This is a genomic window from Thioclava electrotropha, from assembly GCF_002085925.2.
In the GTDB taxonomy this organism is placed as follows: domain Bacteria; phylum Pseudomonadota; class Alphaproteobacteria; order Rhodobacterales; family Rhodobacteraceae; genus Thioclava; species Thioclava electrotropha.
Genome location: NZ_CP053562.1, coordinates 1473220 through 1488590, shown reverse-complemented (window position 1 = coordinate 1488590; position 15371 = coordinate 1473220). Strand labels below are relative to the sequence as shown.

The 15371-nt window shown below is 65.1% G+C and carries 16 protein-coding genes; 2 read left to right on the top strand and 14 right to left on the bottom strand.

Annotation, left to right across the window (positions count from 1 at the left end; all coding sequences use genetic code 11):
• Positions 1–12 precede the first annotated feature (12 nt).
• Entirely contained in the window at positions 13–786 is a 774-nt protein-coding gene (locus AKL02_RS07095; protein WP_078546578.1) for a gamma-glutamyl-gamma-aminobutyrate hydrolase family protein, read from the bottom strand.
• Positions 787–909: 123 nt separating this feature from the next.
• Entirely contained in the window at positions 910–1971 is a 1062-nt protein-coding gene (locus AKL02_RS07090; RefSeq protein WP_083075042.1) for a Hint domain-containing protein, read from the bottom strand.
• Between the two features lie 205 nt (positions 1972–2176).
• Between AKL02_RS07090 and AKL02_RS07085 the strand changes: the two genes are divergently transcribed.
• Both AKL02_RS07085 and AKL02_RS07080 read left to right on the top strand, forming a co-directional pair.
• Positions 2177–2419, top strand: a complete 243-nt coding sequence (locus AKL02_RS07085) for a hypothetical protein (protein WP_083075040.1) — start codon at positions 2177–2179, stop codon at positions 2417–2419.
• 11 nt (positions 2420–2430) lie between these two features.
• Complete coding sequence (locus AKL02_RS07080) at positions 2431–2781, top strand: hypothetical protein (protein ID WP_083075037.1); 351 nt, start codon at positions 2431–2433, stop codon at positions 2779–2781.
• 343 nt (positions 2782–3124) lie between these two features.
• Here the strand turns inward: AKL02_RS07080 and AKL02_RS07075 are convergent, their stop codons facing one another.
• The 12 genes from AKL02_RS07075 to AKL02_RS07020 all read right to left on the bottom strand — a co-directional run bounded on the left by AKL02_RS07075 (position 3125) and on the right by AKL02_RS07020 (position 15367).
• Positions 3125–4363, bottom strand: a complete 1239-nt coding sequence (locus tag AKL02_RS07075) for an aminopeptidase (RefSeq protein WP_083075035.1) — start codon at positions 4361–4363, stop codon at positions 3125–3127.
• A gap of 80 nt (positions 4364–4443) precedes the next feature.
• On the bottom strand, positions 4444–5415 hold the full coding sequence (gene galE, locus AKL02_RS07070) for a UDP-glucose 4-epimerase GalE (RefSeq protein ID WP_083075033.1): 972 nt from the start codon (positions 5413–5415) through the stop codon (positions 4444–4446).
• Complete coding sequence (locus AKL02_RS07065) at positions 5416–6720, bottom strand: tetratricopeptide repeat protein (RefSeq protein ID WP_083075031.1); 1305 nt, start codon at positions 6718–6720, stop codon at positions 5416–5418. It abuts the gene before it with no gap.
• A 20-nt stretch (positions 6721–6740) separates the two neighbouring features.
• Entirely contained in the window at positions 6741–7220 is a 480-nt protein-coding gene (locus AKL02_RS07060; RefSeq protein ID WP_083075029.1) for an A24 family peptidase, read from the bottom strand.
• Positions 7217–7942, bottom strand: coding sequence for a helix-turn-helix transcriptional regulator (locus tag AKL02_RS07055; protein WP_165756916.1), 726 nt, complete (start codon positions 7940–7942; stop codon positions 7217–7219). Before AKL02_RS07055 ends, AKL02_RS07060 begins: the two co-directional genes overlap by 4 nt.
• Positions 7943–8320: 378 nt before the next feature.
• Positions 8321–9322, bottom strand: coding sequence for a type II secretion system F family protein (locus AKL02_RS07050; protein WP_108722303.1), 1002 nt, complete (start codon positions 9320–9322; stop codon positions 8321–8323).
• 16 nt (positions 9323–9338) lie between these two features.
• A complete protein-coding gene (locus AKL02_RS07045) occupies positions 9339–10310 on the bottom strand; it encodes a type II secretion system F family protein (protein ID WP_083075025.1) in 972 nt (323 codons plus the stop codon).
• 3 nt (positions 10311–10313) lie between these two features.
• Entirely contained in the window at positions 10314–11744 is a 1431-nt protein-coding gene (locus AKL02_RS07040) for a TadA family conjugal transfer-associated ATPase (protein WP_078599330.1), read from the bottom strand.
• A gap of 13 nt (positions 11745–11757) precedes the next feature.
• Positions 11758–12657 carry a CpaE/TadZ family protein gene (locus tag AKL02_RS07035; RefSeq protein WP_083075023.1) on the bottom strand — a complete coding sequence of 300 codons (900 nt, stop codon included), beginning with the start codon at positions 12655–12657 and terminating at the stop codon, positions 11758–11760.
• Positions 12658–12675: 18 nt separating this feature from the next.
• Positions 12676–13326 carry a TadE/TadG family type IV pilus assembly protein gene (locus AKL02_RS07030; protein WP_083075020.1) on the bottom strand — a complete coding sequence of 217 codons (651 nt, stop codon included), beginning with the start codon at positions 13324–13326 and terminating at the stop codon, positions 12676–12678.
• The gene (locus AKL02_RS07025) at positions 13323–13832 is read right to left on the bottom strand and encodes a TadE/TadG family type IV pilus assembly protein (RefSeq protein ID WP_083075572.1); all 510 of its coding nucleotides are present in this window, start codon (positions 13830–13832) and stop codon (positions 13323–13325) included. Before AKL02_RS07025 ends, AKL02_RS07030 begins: the two co-directional genes overlap by 4 nt.
• A gap of 5 nt (positions 13833–13837) precedes the next feature.
• Positions 13838–15367: a pilus assembly protein TadG-related protein gene (locus tag AKL02_RS07020; protein ID WP_083075018.1), complete on the bottom strand. Its 1530-nt coding sequence runs from the start codon at positions 15365–15367 to the stop codon at positions 13838–13840.
• Between the last annotated feature and the right edge of the window lie 4 nt (positions 15368–15371).

Below are 15371 nucleotides of genomic sequence, written 5' to 3'. Positions count from 1 at the left end.
TGTCTTAGCGGCTCAGGCGACGCAGGCGGCGGGCCGTTCGCCGCGCGCCCAAGCACGCACCGCATCGCCGAATGCCTCGAACAGAGGGCGCGAGACCGGATCTTCCGCCGCACGCCATTCGGGATGCCATTGCACCGATAGGGTAAACCCCGGCGCGTCCTTAACATAGATCGCCTCGGGCGTACCATCGGGGGCGCGCCCTTCGATCACAATCCGGGTACCGGCGGTGCAGACGCCCTGCCCGTGCAGCGTATTGGTCTCGACCTCATCCGCGCCGAAGAGACGCGCGAACCGGCCGCCTGGGGTGAGCGTGACCATGTGGCGGTTGGAGAACCCTTCTTCCAACGTCCCCTCGGGGGGCATCCGGTGGTTCAACCGGCCCGGAAGCTCGCGGATTTCGGGATGCAGCGTGCCGCCCATCGCGACGTTGACCTCCTGAAAACCGCGGCAAATGCCGAGGAAAGGCTGCCCGCTTTCGACACAGGCGCGCACCAGCGGCAGGGTGATCGCGTCGCGGGCACGGTCGAAGGTGCCGTGCTTCTCGGTCGGCTCTTCGCCATATTCATGCGGATGGACGTTCGGCCGCCCGCCGGTCAGCAGGAAGCCGTCGCAGACCTCCATCAACTCCTGAACGGACACATATTCGGGATCGGCGGGGATCAGCAGCGGGATGCAATCGGAGACCTTGCTCACCGCTTCCGAGTTGAGCTGCCCACCTTCATGGACGGGGTAGCGGTCACCTACGAGTCCTCTATTGCCGATGATGCCGACGACGGGTCTGGTCATTGATATCTCCTTTGTCCCGAAGCTAAGGCGACGTTCGGGCAGAGAAAAGGCGCAAAATGCGCACGAAGCCGTGCATCTGACGCACAGCCCAAGCCTGCAGCGATTTCCAGCGGATTTGCTCGTTCAGGCGGCCAGATCGTGGCGCAGGATCGCGGCCTCGGAGGGCTTGAGCGCGCGGCGGGCAAAGGCGCCGTAGCTGAGCGGATTTTCCTCGACCTCGCGCACCAGCGCCTCGAGCCCGGCGCGCTGGTCGCGGGCGATCATCTCGAGCCGGGTGGAGGCCGGGTGGAAGCTTTCGGTTTCCAGCCCGTTCGCGGTCAGCACCTGATGGCGTTCGAACATAAGATGGATGTAGCTCAGACCGCGCAGCGCGCCCTCGAAGCGGATCTGGCGGCCATTCACCAGATCGCAGGCGCGCACCAGAACCTCGTCTTCGGCGAACAGCGCCTGCGCCGCGCGCCCGCGCACCAGCATCCGGTGCTGCGGCGATACGATCAGATCGCGATCCGGCCGGGCGATGCCGAAAGCCCCGGCCGAAATCCGCACCGGGCGCAGATGCGGCATCGCGTGGAGCCGCGCGCCCGAGATGTCGCGTCGTCCGATCCAGCAGATCGGCTGTGCCCCGTCATCGCGGGTCAGAACGCGGTCGCCTTCGCGCAGCGCCTCGACCGGGCGGCGGCCCTGGTCGGTCTCGATCAGCGTGCCGGGGGTAAAACAGATGACGCCCGCAGGCCCCTGCCGCGCCGCTTTCGGGCGCAGATCGAGCGCGCGGTCGACCACCCAGAGATCGCTGTCCACTGGCGGCATCCGACCGGCGAACATCAGGATACGCGTGCCGCTTTCGGGCAGCTCGATCAGGGTCACGACATAGGCGTGATAGCCATCGGTCACGGTAAAGCTTTGATTGGGCGTCTCGGTCTCGGCGAGGTCTTCGAGCGTTCGCGGATGTCCCACGGCCTCGCCCAGCAGGCGACGCACCGCGCGGGCGGCTTTCGTGCGCCGCTCCGCCTCGCCGCGCGCATTGTGCAAGATGAGCCGATCATTGGGCCCGTCCACGCAGATCGCCTGCCCCGTCCACCGCCAACATGCGCCCACGGTCACGACCTCAAGCGGCGGCACCGGTGTGCCGTCGATTTCCGTCTGCGCCCATGAAATGACGAAGGTGCCCTGATAGCCCGCCTTCATTGCCTCGATCCTGCCCGTATTTCGCGAGAGCTTATGTCTGCCCTCTGCTTGTTAATAGTTACGGTATCATGATGAATTCGCGTTGTGAATCCCCATCTTGACGCATAGGGCAAGCGACCTTCACCGAAACTTGCGCGCGACCACGCTTGTCCCACGCGCGCGCAACTGCATTTTCGTTGGGAAGAGCACCCTGAGGAGACTCATGATGAAATCGATCGCCCTGATCGCCGCCCTCGCCTGCGCCGCGCTACCCTCGCTGGCCGCTGCGCAGCAACAGCAGCAGCCGCTCAATGCGCTGGAGATCCAACGCGTGCATTTCCTCGTCGGCAATGTCGACCTGTCCAACCTCACCGATCGCCAGATCGTGCAGATCAAGGACGCGCTGGTTCAGAATGTCGACCGCACGGCGAAGGAAACGCTGATCCGTATGGCCCTGAAGAAGAAATGAGGAAACTGCCTATGACGACCCGTTTTACCGCCGCTACATTCGGTTGCAGCCTTGCAGTGGCGCTTGGCCTTGGCGTCGGGATCGCGCAAGCCGGTGTCGCGTCGCAGCCACCCGCTGACCTTGGGCCGCAATCGCAGTCGCCCAAGCAGAGCTCGAGCGGGTCCGACCCGGCCTATTTCATGCCCGCCGATCCGCATCTCAGCATGCTCGACCAAGCGCGGGCTGCGGAATTCGCTAAGGGTAGAAAGCTCAATAATATCGGCTTCACGCAGGTTGCCGCGATCGAGAACGCGCTGATCCATCCCTCGCTCGCGCAGAACCGCGAAAAACTGATTTCGAAGAGCCTCGATACGGGGAACTAAGCGGGCGGAAAGCTCGATTTCTTGCTGGTCAGGCTGGGCACCGCCCGGCCTGAACGCGTTTTCGGGGAGGAGGATCGAAAATCTGCGTCGACCGGGCGGCCCTTCACACAGCGCAAGGGTGCGCGAGTTGCCCAAGAGGGTCGGCCAAGCCCGACCCGTATGTTCAGATTTCGCCCAGTTTCCGTTTCCGTCAAGCAGCGCCCGCGTTCAGCGGTACCCTCCTACGCCGGGTGCATCGAACTGCACGAGATGAGGCGGAATTCCTCACGTCCGCACAAAAAATAAGCGCCCAACACACCAATCGGCGTGCCGGGCGCTATACTTTGTCAGGTTCCGCAGCCTATCAGGCCCATTCGCCCTTACGGAAAACCGGGACGCGGGTGCCATCGGGCTTGATGCCGTCGATATCGGTCTCGGGGCCGCCAATCATCCAATCGACATGGATCATCGAGCTGTTGCCACCCTTCGCCGCGACCTCGTCCTCGCTCAGCTCGCCGCCATTGATGAAGCATTTCGAATAGCACTGCCCCATCGCGATATGGCAGGCGGCATTCTCGTCGTAGAGCGTGTTGTAAAACAGCAGCCCCGAAGCCGAGATCGGCGAGCCGTTCGGTACCAGCGCGACCTCGCCCAAACGGCGCGCGCCCTCGTCCGTGTCGATCAGCTTTTGCAGAACCGCCTCGCCGCGGCTGGCCTTCGCCTCGACCACTTTGCCGCCCTCGAAGCGCATCTCGATATTCTCGATCAGGCTGCCCTGATGCGACAGCGGCTTGGTCGCGCGAACGACCCCGTCGACGCGCTCGGCATGGGGCGTGGTGAAGACTTCTTCGGTCGGGATATTCGGGTTGCAGACGACGCCGTTATTGGCCTCGGACGCACCACCGCTCCATTCGTGATCATCGGCGAGGCCCACGGTCAGATCGGTGCCGCCACCGGTGAAATGAAGCGCTGAGAAGCGCTGCTCGTTCAGCCAGTCGCGACGCTTGCGCAGGGCCGCGTTATGCGCCTCCCAGGCGGCGACGGGATCGGGTTGATCGGCGCGCGAGGCGGCGAAGATCGCGTCAGCCAGTTTGCCCACGGCCTCGTCTTCGGGCAGATCGGGGAAAACGCGCTTGGCCCAGGCCACGGTCGGATAGGAGACGATTGACCAGTTGATCTCGAAATTCGAGATCTTCTCCAGCGCCGGTTTATAGGCGATGGAATTGGCCTTGCCGGCGCGCGAGACTTTCTCCGGATCCTGTTCGGACAGCAGCATCGGGTCTTCGCCCACGATCGCCATGCGCGCCGCACCGCTCTCGTAAGCTTTCGCCATGCCCTGATAAAGCCAGTCGGGCGCGCGGTCGAAGCTTTCGTCCTTCGCGTTCTCGAACCGGGCCAGCGTGGTCTCACCATCGCTGAGGATCGGGGTGAAGGTGCCTGCGCCCGCGCGATAGGCTTCGGCGGCGATCCGGCGCACCAGCGGCAGCGCCTCGACGGGCGCGGTCAACACCAGATCCTGACCGTCTTGCAGGTTCAGACCCACCTGCACGGCAACCTCGGCCAGCCGGTCGAGAAGTTGCGGATCGATTGCGTCGCTTGCCATGAGAGCCTCCTGAATTGCGTTGAGCCGCAAGATAGATGGCTGGGCGGCAGGCTCAACCCCGGCAGAGCGCGAACCCGAGGTCAGAGGCCGAACCACGGGGCGGCATGAGACACGATCTCGTCAAGTTCACGGTAGCGCGCGGTAAAACCCAAGGCGTCGCGCGCACGGGACGGATCGGCCACCAGCTCCGCCGGATCGCCGGGGCGGCGTGGGGCGTCCTCGAAGGGCACTTTGCGCCCCGTCACTCGCTCGACCGAGGCGATCACCTCGCGGATCGACGCGCCCCGCCCGGTGCCGAGGTTCAGTTTCAGGCTGTCGCCGCCGCCCTGCAGGTGATCGAGCGCCAGAAGATGCGCGCGAGCCAGATCGTCGACATGGATGTAATCGCGGATGCAGGTGCCGTCAGGCGTGGGATAATCCGTACCGAAGACCTTAACCGCCGGCCCCTGCCCCGAGGCCGCGCGCAGCACCAGCGGGATCAGATGGGTCTCGGGATCGTGCCGCTCGCCGATCTCGCCGCTCGGATCGGCGCCGCTCGCGTTGAAATAGCGCAGGGCCGCGAAGCGCAGATCGGTCGCGGCGGCGGCATCCTCCAGCATCCATTCGCAGATAAGCTTGCTGCGGCCATAGGGGTTGATCGGATTTTGCGGCGTGTCTTCGGAGATCGGCAGCGTCTCGGGCGTGCCATAAGTGGCGCAGCTCGACGAGAACACGATCTTGTCGAGCCCCACCGCCTGCATCGCGCCCAGAAGCGCGGTCATCCCGCCCAGATTGACGTCGTAATAGCGGGTGGGTTCGGCCACGCTCTCGCCGACATAGGCCAGCGCCGCGAAATGGATCACAGCGTCGATCCGGTGCTCCTTGAGCGTTTTCTCGACCAGTTCCCGGTCGCGCAGATCGCCCTCGACGAGAGGCCCCCAGCGCACCGCATCGGCATGGCCGCGCGACAGATCGTCGAAGACGACGGGGGCGTGCCCCGCCGCAGCCAGCGCCTTGCAGCAATGCGACCCGATGAAGCCCGCGCCGCCTGTAACCAGAACCTTCGATGTCACTTACGAGCCCCACCCTTCGCGCAGCATCGCGCCGACGATCTCGGGCGCCAGAACCCCGTCACGGCAGGCCATATCGCCCGGCATCGTGCCACAGGCGCGTTCCATCGCACGCAGTGTGCCGCGCCCGGCGAACCCGTCGAGCGGGCCGCGATACAGCCCCTTATCGGCGAGGTCTTTCTGGATCATATAGACCGCGAGCCTCGGGTTGGCCTTAAACAGGTCGCGAGCCTCTGCGGCGTTCATCTTGGCCCGGGCGGGCGCGATCTCTCCTGCGAGCGGTGCGAAATCGGCATCGTGCCGATGCCTCGCCACACGGATCGTCATCGCGTAATTCGCACGTTCTTCGGGCGTGAACAGATCGCTATGCGCTTCAAGGAAGTCCGCCGCCCCTTTGGGATCGCGCCGGACGTTATAGGAGTTGCCGTCGCGCAAAAGGCCGACCAGATAGCGCGCTGCGGTCTTGTTGCCCGCCTCGGCAGCCTCGCGCAGTTGCGCCACCGCCTGTTTGCCATCGCCGCGCATCGAGATACCCCAGATGCGGCGCGTGGCGTCGAGCACTTCGATCCGCTCGTTTCCCGCCGCGCGGGCGGCCTTGGCATAGCCGTCGAACTTCGCCCGCGAAACCTTGCCGCCACCGAGATAGCCATACATCGCGCCCTCGGCCAGCGTCGCATAAGCGCCATCTACACCCGCCGCGCCTGCGCGTTCGAGAACCGCCTGCGCTGTCTTCGGATCACGCTGCGACCACATCAGCGTCTCGCCGTATTTCCACAATCCGGTCGCGTCGCCCGCCTCTGCTGCGGTCTCGAACAGGTCGCGCGCCTTGGCATAATCGCGCGGCAGTCCCGTTCCGTAGAGATAGGCCTCGCCCAAGATCAGCGCCGCTTTCGCATCGCCCTTTGCGATCTGCGTCTCGAGCAGGTCGACCCCGCGCGCAGTGTCGCGTGGCAAAGCCCAGCCACCGATCAGCTGCTTGCCCAACAGACGGTGCGCATCCCAGCTGCCCGCTTCGACCGCCTGTTCGAGATAGCCTACGGCGCGATCACGATCCGCAGCGACAGGACCGCCCCAGAGGAGCAGGTCACCTGCGGCCAAAGCCGCTTCGGGATCGCCCTGCGCCGCGGCGTCCTCCAACATCGAAAGCCCGGCCTGTGGATCAGGTTTCACATCGCCAGAGCCCCAGACGAGCGCCTGCGCGCGTTCGGTGACGTCGGGCTTGGTTTCGTCCGCGAGGAGCGGTGCGCTGACCGTGCACAAAGCCAGAGCGACCACTCCGAGCGACTTGGTCCAAATCTTGCGTGACATAGGTCCTCCCTTGGCGGGGCCTACCCGCCGACCAGATAAGGCAAAGCCAGACCCGCAAGCGCGATCGAGACGCCCATCGGGAGCTTTCCCCGTGCGTAACAGCTCTTCCAACCCAAGCGGGGCCCAAGCCGCGTCGCCACCGGCGCGCTTTGCAGCCCCATCGTCAGCGCCGAGCCCGCAAAAAGCGCGACGGAAAAGGCGATAAGAAACTCCCCCATCGCCGCAGAGGGTACGAATAGCATCAGGGCCGCGAGAAATTTCACATCCCCTCCCCCGAAGGCGCGCAGCACGAAAAAGACGTAGCCGACGAGGAAGGTGATCGCACCCGCGGCAAGCCGCAGGCTCAGTTCGTGCAGGCCGAAGAACGGTGCGCAGAGCGCAAAGAAGCCAAGCGTGATCAGCACGATCCTGTTCGGGATGCGCATCTCGCGCAGATCGCTGAGCGCGACCCAGATCAATATCGGGGCCAACGCCGCCAGCGGCAGGAGTTGCCCGGTCATGCAACCCGTCCGGCTCTGGCGCCGGCGAGCTCGAAGGGCAGTTCGGAGACAAGCTGGAAGGTCAGTTCCGCCAGATTGCGCGCGCCGGTTTTGGCGTAGAGATTGCTCAGATGGGTGCGCAGGGTGGATTCCTTGATCCCCAACTCCGCAAGCATCTGATCGGGCGACTGACCGTGGCGCAGCAGCAGGCAGACGCGATATTCCGAACGGCTCAGACGCGCCGGGTTATCCGCGCTCAGGATCGGCGAGCCGATGAGCGGCGCGGCCTGCTTGGCGGTAGATTTCAGCAAGGTCTCGGTGAACATGCCCCGGGCGCGGTTGTGCCAGGTGCGGCTCAGCGTATCGCCGAGCGTGGTCAGCACCGCTTGCTGATACTGGCGCAGCTTCTCGGTGAAATGCAGCTCCAGCGTATCGACCCAGCGGTCGCTGATCTCGAGCGGAATGACGACCATTTCGACGAGGTTGCGCCGGGCCAGTGCCGAAGCGACCGCCTGCGGCACATCCTCGTCCTGCATCGAGCGATACCAGGTCGAGCCCCGTTTGGCCTTGTCGAGATAATCGCCAAGCAGATCGCCCGCGAAGCTTTGCTCCAGCGGGATCCGGCAGCCGGATCGCGCCCTGTCATGGACCAACGCCCGTGCCGACGCGCCCGCATCCCGCGGATAGCGCGCCAATATGACGGCTTCGGCCCCGATACTGTCGGTCAGATATCTCAACGCCATGCGCAGCGGGTTCGTCCCGTGCAGACACTCACACCACTGTGCAACGGCCCCGATCATGCCCGCTTCAATAGCGCGCTCTTGCCCGGGCGAAGCCCCGGCTGTCCCATAGTCTCGCATGGTCCCCACCATCCCCAGAAACTATTATATGTGGCCCACTTATGTGCGTGACAGCGCGTAGGCCATCTCTAAGCGTAACCCCTAAATGCGTTAATTCCTAAGCTAGCCATTTGGACTATATCCACAGCCCCCTGTGGATGATTCGATTGACGCCCTCCGCAATCAAAGGTTGCATATTCGGCATTTAAATCGAGATTTCGGCCAAAAAAATTGTCCGTAAACAATGCCTTGGGAAAAGCGCGTATTTGGAAACGATTCGATTTACTGCGCGTAATTCACGAAATAGCGAATCACCACCGGGCCAACGGCGATCAGGATCAGCGCCGGGAGCATCAGCGAGGCCAGAACCCCTGACATCTGCACCGGCAGGCGATTGGCCTTTTCCTGCGCGCGCATCTCACGAATGCCGCGCAGATCGGCGGCATAGGTGGTCAGCGCCTGTGCCATCGAGGCCCCGAAGCGCAGCGACTGGCTCGCGACATTGGCGAAGGCACGCACGGTCTCGACCCCGGTCCGGTCGGCCATGTCGCGCAGAGCCGCCTCGCGCTCGCGCCCGGCCTGAACCTGGCGCTGCACCGAGAGGAACTCGAAGGAAATTTCCGGCGAGGTCTCCGCCAGCTCGTTGCCCACGCGGGTCATCGCCGCATCGAACCCCATGCCGCTTTCAATCGCGACCTGCATCAGATCGAGCGCGTTCGGGAAGCTCTCTTCGATCCGCAGCCGCCGCTCGCGCATCCGGCTGTTGAGCCACATAAGCGGCAGCAGATAGCCGCCTGCAACGAGCCCGGTCAGGATCTGATAGGTCGCCATGCCGCTCAGGCTTCCGAGACGGGCATCCAGCCCCATCGGCAGGCCGATCTCGGGGCTGCGTGCGGCAAACAGAAGCCCCATGAAAATACCCGGCAGGCAGACGCCCAGCGCGATCCGGACCAAGGTGAAGCGGCGCAATGCGCTTGCCCCGGACAGCCCGGCCTGCGCAAGCTTGCGTTCCAGCTTGGAGCGGGTCTGGCGGTCGGCGGGCACGAAGGCCTTCAGGATCTGGCCCGGACGTGCCTCCGGCGCCTTGAGATAGCCGTGCTCGGCACGTCCCCCCGTTTTCGGCCCGCCGATGGCCGCGATGCGCTCGGCGGCGCGGTCGCGCTGGAAGGCGGCCTGAAGCCCGACAATCAGAAGCAGCAGGCCGAAGCCGATCCCAGCGGCCAGAAGCGTCTCGGGCGCGATGCCCATCCGAAGCGCGAAATCCTCGATCCGTGTCATCAACATGGTCTCTCTCCCCGGCTCAGATCCGGAACTGCACCAGACGGCGCAGCACCACAGCATTCAGGATGATCAGCGTGACGACGATGATCGCCATCGTGCGGAACATCGGATGATCGGCGACTTCGCCGTAGTAATTGGGTGACATCACCGAGGTGAAGCCGAACATGATGAAGGGCAGCGCGGTCAGGAACCACGCCGAGGCGCGCCCCTCCGCCGAGATCGCACGGATCTTGCGCCGCATCGAGATCCGGCCCCGCGTCGTCGCCGCCAGCACCTCGAGCACGCGGGCGAGATCGCCGCCCGTCCCGTGCTGGATACCGATGCTGGCCGCGAGATAGTCGGCGTCTTCCAGCCCCACCCGCTCGGCGAATTCCAGCACCGCGTCGGGCAGGTCTTCGCCATAGGTCACCTGATCGAAGATGATGCCGAATTCGGTGCCGATCGGATCGGGCATCTCCTCGGCCACGGCGCCGATCGACATGTTCAGCGGGTGGCCGATCTTCAGACCCCGCGCGAGCATGTCGAGCGCGTCAGGCAGCTGGCTCGTCAGCAGCTTCATCCGCTGCGTCGCCCGCGCGCGCAGAATCATGAAGGGCAGCGCCAGCCCGATCGTCAGCGCGACCGAAGCCGCCCGCAACGGACCGAGCGGGGCAAGCGCCAGCACGAAACTCCCGATCGCAAGTGCTGCGCAGATCAGCAGGAACTTGTCCGGTCCGATCCGGAAGCCCGCGCGATGCAGCAGACGCGGCAAGTCGAACCGCTTCGGCAGCCGGGCGATCCAGCCCTTGCGCGGGTTGGGCTTGAGCAGGGCGAGCATCTCCTCGGTGTCGCGCCCCTTCGCGATCATCTTCATCCGGCGGCTCTTCGCCTCACCGCTGGTCTCGGTGCGGTTGAGCAGGTGCAGGCCGCCCGTCAGCGCCAGCAGAACGCCAAGCGCGATGCCGCTATAGGCGACATAGGCGGCGAGGTCCTTTTCGATGATCTCCCACATGGCTCAGTTCCCCCGCATCTTGAAATCGGACGGATCGACCGCGACGCCTGCCGCGATCAGGTCTTCGAGGCAGCGCGGGCGCAGACCGGTGGCGGTGAACTCGCCCTCGATCACGCCATCGGCGGAAGTGCCGGTTTTGCGGAAGGTGAAGATGTCCTGCATCATCACGATATTGCCTTCCTGCCCGGTGATCTCGGAGATCGAAAGCACCCGGCGGCGACCGTCGGACATGCGCGCGATCTGCACGACGATGTCGAGACCGGAGGCGATCTGCGAGCGGATCGCGTTGAGCGGCATGTCGAGGCCGATCATCGTCACCATCTGCTCGATCCGCCCCAGAGCGTCACGCGCAGAATTGGCGTGCACCGTGGTCATCGAGCCGTCATGGCCCGTGTTCATCGCCTGCAACATGTCGAAGGCTTCCGAGCCGCGCACCTCGCCGACGATGATCCGGTCGGGGCGCATCCGCAGCGCGTTCTTCACCAGATCGCGCTGGATCACCGCGCCCTGCCCGTTCGGATTGGACGCGCGGGTTTCCAGCCGCACAACATGCTCCTGTTGCAGCTGCAATTCGGCGGCGTCCTCGATCGTCACGATCCGCGTGCGCGGGTCGATGGCGGCCGAGATCGCGTTCAGAAGCGTCGTCTTGCCCGAGCCGGTGCCGCCCGAGATCAGGATATTCTTGCGGGCATGCACCAGCCCGTGGAGGAACCGCGACGCAGCCCCCGTCATCATCCCAGTCTCGACGAGCCGCTCCATCGTATAGGGTTGGCGCGCGAATTTGCGGATCGACAGGCTCGGCCCGTCAATCGCACAGGGCCGGATGATCGCATTCACGCGGCTGCCGTCTTCGAGACGCGCATCGACCCAAGGGTTGCTCTCGTCGATTCGGCGCCCCACCCGCGAGACGATCTTGTCGATGATCCGCAGCAGGTGGCGCTCGTCGCGGAAGCGTACCGCCGTGCGCTCCAGCACGCCGTGACGCTCGACGAAGACGCGGTTGCAGCCATTGACGAGAATGTCGTTGATCGACGGGTCAGCCAGCAGCGGCTCCAGCGGGCCGAGCCCCAGGACCTCGTTCAGCAGCTCGTCGACCAGCGTCTTGAACTCCTCCGCGCGCAACGGGGTTTTCGCGTCGCGCAGCTCTTCGCTCACCAGCGCCGCCACTTCGCGGCGCAGCTCCTCGGGCACGACCTTGTCGAGCATCGACAGGTTGAGCCGGTCCAGAAGCGCGTCATGCAGGCGGCTTTTCAGTTCCAGCGCTCGCCGCTGCGCGTCTTCGTCGACCTCTGCCGCGGGCGGTTTGGGCGTAACTTGCTGTGCGGCCATCTCGCGCGCGTCTTTCGGCGGGCTGCCCGCATAGGGCTTGCCGAGCGGGATCACCTTTTCGGTCTCGGTCGGTTTCGACCCGCGATCCGTGAAATTGCGAAACATCTCGTGCTCCCCCTCAATTCGTCCGGGCCGCGCTCTGTGCGAGCCGCCCCTTCGCCAGACCGGCAATCGCTTTCGACAGCGCTGAGCGCCCCCCGATCCGCGCAAGAGGCACGCCGCGATCGGCAGCCTCCTTGGCGGCGCGCGGGTCGTCGGGCAACCAGTGGCTCAGATCGCGATCGAGTGCCTTCGCCGCCTCCTGCTGCACCCGCGAGCGCATCAGCGGACGGCTTTGATGGTTCACGACCACCTCGATCTCCAGCGCGAGGTTCTCCTCGTGATAGGCGTCGATCAGACGGCGTGCCTGCTGCAGCGAGGGCACCGCGAGATCGGTCACCAGATACATCAGGGACGCGCGCGCCAGCACCGGCGAGACCCAGTCGATCAGCGCATGCGGCAGATCGACGACGACGTAATCGCAGCGCGCCTGCATCAGCGTGATGAGTTCGGTGACCTGATCGGCCCCGAGCGCCCCGAGCGGCGCGAAAGCAGCGGGGGCGCAAAGCACTTCCAGCCCGTCTTTCGAATGCTGGATCGACTGATCGAGGAAGGTCTCGTCCGGCACCGCCCCACTGCGCGCCATGTCATAGAGCGCCGGGCTCGGATCGAGATCGAGGAAACCCGCGACCATGCCGAATTGCAGATCGAGGTCGATCAGCCCGACGCGGCGCGGCGCCTGGCCTTTCTTCACACCCTGAGCCGCCAGTTGATGGGCGAGATTCACCGCCAGCATCGTGGCCCCGATCCCGCCGCGGCTCCGCGCGACCGCGATGACCTGCCCCTCCTCATCGGGCGCCCGCGCGTGTGTCAGGCGCTCGGCCTCGGCGGAGAAGGTCAGCCGGCGCTTGGCGGGCGCGGCAAGGTCGCGCGCGCTCGGCTCGGGCACCAGGAATATCGGTTTCGTCCTACGGGTCATTTCATGTCTCCCCTTGCTTTAGCTTCCCGCGCCCTGCGCGAGATCCTCGCCCGGCATCGACGTGCTCATGCTCGGGAAGGCGATATCTGCATCAAGATCTTCATTGGCGGTGCCGGTCACGAGCCCCACCAGCGCGCCCAGCGGCGTCGCGAATTGGAAGCTCACATTCTGCAATTCGACGGTGACCATCGGCACATAGGGCCCGCCGAGAAATCCAAGTTCGGAATCGTAGGAATAGCTGAAGGACAGGTTCGCAGCGGTCGAGCCAGTCGGCAGCGCCGGGGCGACGATCGGCCAGATCTCGGCCACGGTCGCATTCGTCGTCGCGCCCGAGCAGCTCACCGTGGCGGGTGCCGCGCAGACCCAGCTCTTGGCGCTGCAATTCGTGCCGAATTGCGGCTCGGTCTCGTCTTTCGGCGTCACGCCCCGCTCGTTCGTCTCCGGCACGCCGGTACATGCCGCCGGACGCACTGCTGCCAGTCGCGCCGCGACCTGCAACCCGCGCTGCATATTGACGTAGTGAAAGGCCAGACGCCCGAAATCCAGCAGCCCGAAGAACACCAGCAGGTAGAGGCCGAAGACCAGCGTGAACTCGACAAGGGTCGCGCCCTCCTCGTCGCGCAGGAAGCGGCGCAGTGCGCGCGCGTGATATGCGAGAGGCCCGGTCATGAGCCGAAGACCCGGTTCTGGTCGGCGATCGTCGTGGTGACGGTGCCGAGCGTCGTGGGTGTGATGAGGGTGAAGAGACCGGCGAAGGGGAAGGTGATCGTGACATTCGCCGCCACTTCGACGATCGGCGCATCGCCGAAACGGTAGCTGCCTTCGATGCAATCGAGGCTCGGCTCCACCGTCGTGACGGTGATCCCGCCCCCCAGCACGCTACCGCCGGTGATCGCATTGCCGACGATCCCGGCGAGCGTCTCCGCCTGACCATCGACGCTGCCGCCGGTTTCGCAGATGCTGCGCGGGGTGATCCGGGCGAGGTAACGGCTTGCATCGCGCACCCCGCCGATCACCGTCTGATAGGCGAGAAACATCCGCCCGCTCTCGATGATCGCCGCGAAGAGGATGAGCATCAGCGGCAGCACCAGCGCGAATTCCACCAGCTGCGCGCCCTCATCATCGCGCCAGATGCGGCGCGGGGCGCGGAGGCGATATGCGCGAAACCACCGCATCGCGCTCATCGGTAAAGCTGGACGACGTCGCGGACCATGCCGCCCGTGCCCAGTTCCTCTTGGTCGCCATTGCTGGCCGACCCGATCACTTCGCCCCAGATATCCATCGTCGGCGGGCTCGATCCGTCTTCGCCCACCGGTTCGGTCAGGAAGACTTTGACGAATTCCTTCACCGGCACATCCGTGGCCGCGCCCTTGATCACCGTGCCCGTCTCCGCGCTGCAATCGATGCCCGCGACGATCAGAACGCGGCGGTCGGCATTGGGGGCGGCAGCGGGCGCGCAGCTCGGCAGGCCCGTCTCGGCGCGTCCCGAAAGGATGTCGCCGCCAGCCGCCGCCGCGATTTCGGCAAGATAGAGGTCATAGCGGGTTTCGGCATCCGCGAAAGGATCCGTGGCACCCTCCGCCGTGATGTCGATGCCATAATTCTTCTGCATGTAGGTGATGCGGCCTTGCGACCAGTCGCCATCGCCGAAGCGACCGCAGGGCTCAGCGGCCCCCTCCAGGAAGCAATCGTCACGCGGCAGGCCGACCGTGTCGGGCGAAAGCTCTTCATTTTCCTTGATGCAGGTGTTTTTTCCGCCGCCATTGGACGTCGTGCCATCCTTCCCGCTCGGATTGGCGGCGACGATCCCCTTGATGACATTGGGCGCAGGCGCATAATCGGGATCGTTGCTCAGCCCGTTCATGATCGACTGATACATGTCGAAGCGCACGTTGAAGATCGCCGCGTTGCGTCCTTCCTTCTGGCCCGGTTCGAGGTCGACGCCGCGCTGGTTGAAGCATTGAGTGATCTTGCTCACCGCGCCGAGCAGGCAGGCGTCGAGCTGCGCGCCGGATTTCTTGGCGCAAGGCCCCTCGTCATCGATTTTCGCGCCATTCGGATCGAGGAACCCGAAATCGCCCGGCCCCCAAGCGGCATCACCGCCCCCGCCCGAGCGCAGCAGGATCATCTGTCCGATATCCTTTTCCGCATCGAAGCCCGGCGGCACGCAGAACATCAAGGGCGTGACGTCACAGGCCAGGATTTCGAGCCCCGCGACCGCCTGAGCCGTGGCCGAGCCGTCGAACGCGTCATACCCGCCCATCGTGGTGAACGCGGCGGCGAAGACACCCTGAACCTCACGCTCATCGACATCGACGCGCACGAAGGCGGCCTTCGCCGGATCGGTGGTCACCGCGTTTGTCGCGTCGCTATCGCTGTCCGGCAGGGCGCTGAGATAGGTCAGGGTCACATCGTTCGCAGCCCCCAGCACCTGCGAGCCAGTCGCGAAAGTCTGGCTGTCGACGATGAGTTGAGCGGCCGCATTGGCGCGGGTGATCGCGTCGGAATTGCCGTCAAGCTCGCCCGCCGCCGCCAGCGCCACCGAATCCGCGAAGGATTGCAGCTCCGAGCGGGTGCTGCCGAGCCGACCCAGATCGAAGGAGAGCGCGACCAGACCGAGCACCACCACGAGGCTCATCCCGAAGAAGACGAGGATCGTCCCGTCTTCCTCTCGGGCGAAACACCGGATGCTGTTCTGGATGCGCCCCATCGAC

What these genes read in the sequence shown, in the direction of transcription:
- AKL02_RS07095 (WP_078546578.1), bottom strand. Translation starts at nt 786, where the DNA reads ATGACCAGACCCGTCGTCGGCATCATCGGCAATAGAGGACTCGTAGGT.
- AKL02_RS07045 (WP_083075025.1), bottom strand. Translation starts at nt 10,310, where the DNA reads ATGTGGGAGATCATCGAAAAGGACCTCGCCGCCTATGTCGCCTATAGC.
- AKL02_RS07055 (WP_165756916.1), bottom strand. Translation starts at nt 7,942, where the DNA reads ATGGCGTTGAGATATCTGACCGACAGTATCGGGGCCGAAGCCGTCATA.
- AKL02_RS07050 (WP_108722303.1), bottom strand. Translation starts at nt 9,322, where the DNA reads ATGTTGATGACACGGATCGAGGATTTCGCGCTTCGGATGGGCATCGCG.
- AKL02_RS07085 (WP_083075040.1), top strand. Translation starts at nt 2,177, where the DNA reads ATGAAATCGATCGCCCTGATCGCCGCCCTCGCCTGCGCCGCGCTACCC.
- AKL02_RS07075 (WP_083075035.1), bottom strand. Translation starts at nt 4,363, where the DNA reads ATGGCAAGCGACGCAATCGATCCGCAACTTCTCGACCGGCTGGCCGAG.
- AKL02_RS07020 (WP_083075018.1), bottom strand. Translation starts at nt 15,367, where the DNA reads ATGGGGCGCATCCAGAACAGCATCCGGTGTTTCGCCCGAGAGGAAGAC.
- AKL02_RS07025 (WP_083075572.1), bottom strand. Translation starts at nt 13,832, where the DNA reads ATGCGGTGGTTTCGCGCATATCGCCTCCGCGCCCCGCGCCGCATCTGG.
- AKL02_RS07060 (WP_083075029.1), bottom strand. Translation starts at nt 7,220, where the DNA reads ATGACCGGGCAACTCCTGCCGCTGGCGGCGTTGGCCCCGATATTGATC.
- AKL02_RS07040 (WP_078599330.1), bottom strand. Translation starts at nt 11,744, where the DNA reads ATGTTTCGCAATTTCACGGATCGCGGGTCGAAACCGACCGAGACCGAA.
- AKL02_RS07065 (WP_083075031.1), bottom strand. Translation starts at nt 6,720, where the DNA reads ATGTCACGCAAGATTTGGACCAAGTCGCTCGGAGTGGTCGCTCTGGCT.
- AKL02_RS07035 (WP_083075023.1), bottom strand. Translation starts at nt 12,657, where the DNA reads ATGACCCGTAGGACGAAACCGATATTCCTGGTGCCCGAGCCGAGCGCG.
- AKL02_RS07030 (WP_083075020.1), bottom strand. Translation starts at nt 13,326, where the DNA reads ATGACCGGGCCTCTCGCATATCACGCGCGCGCACTGCGCCGCTTCCTG.
- AKL02_RS07080 (WP_083075037.1), top strand. Translation starts at nt 2,431, where the DNA reads ATGACGACCCGTTTTACCGCCGCTACATTCGGTTGCAGCCTTGCAGTG.
- AKL02_RS07090 (WP_083075042.1), bottom strand. Translation starts at nt 1,971, where the DNA reads ATGAAGGCGGGCTATCAGGGCACCTTCGTCATTTCATGGGCGCAGACG.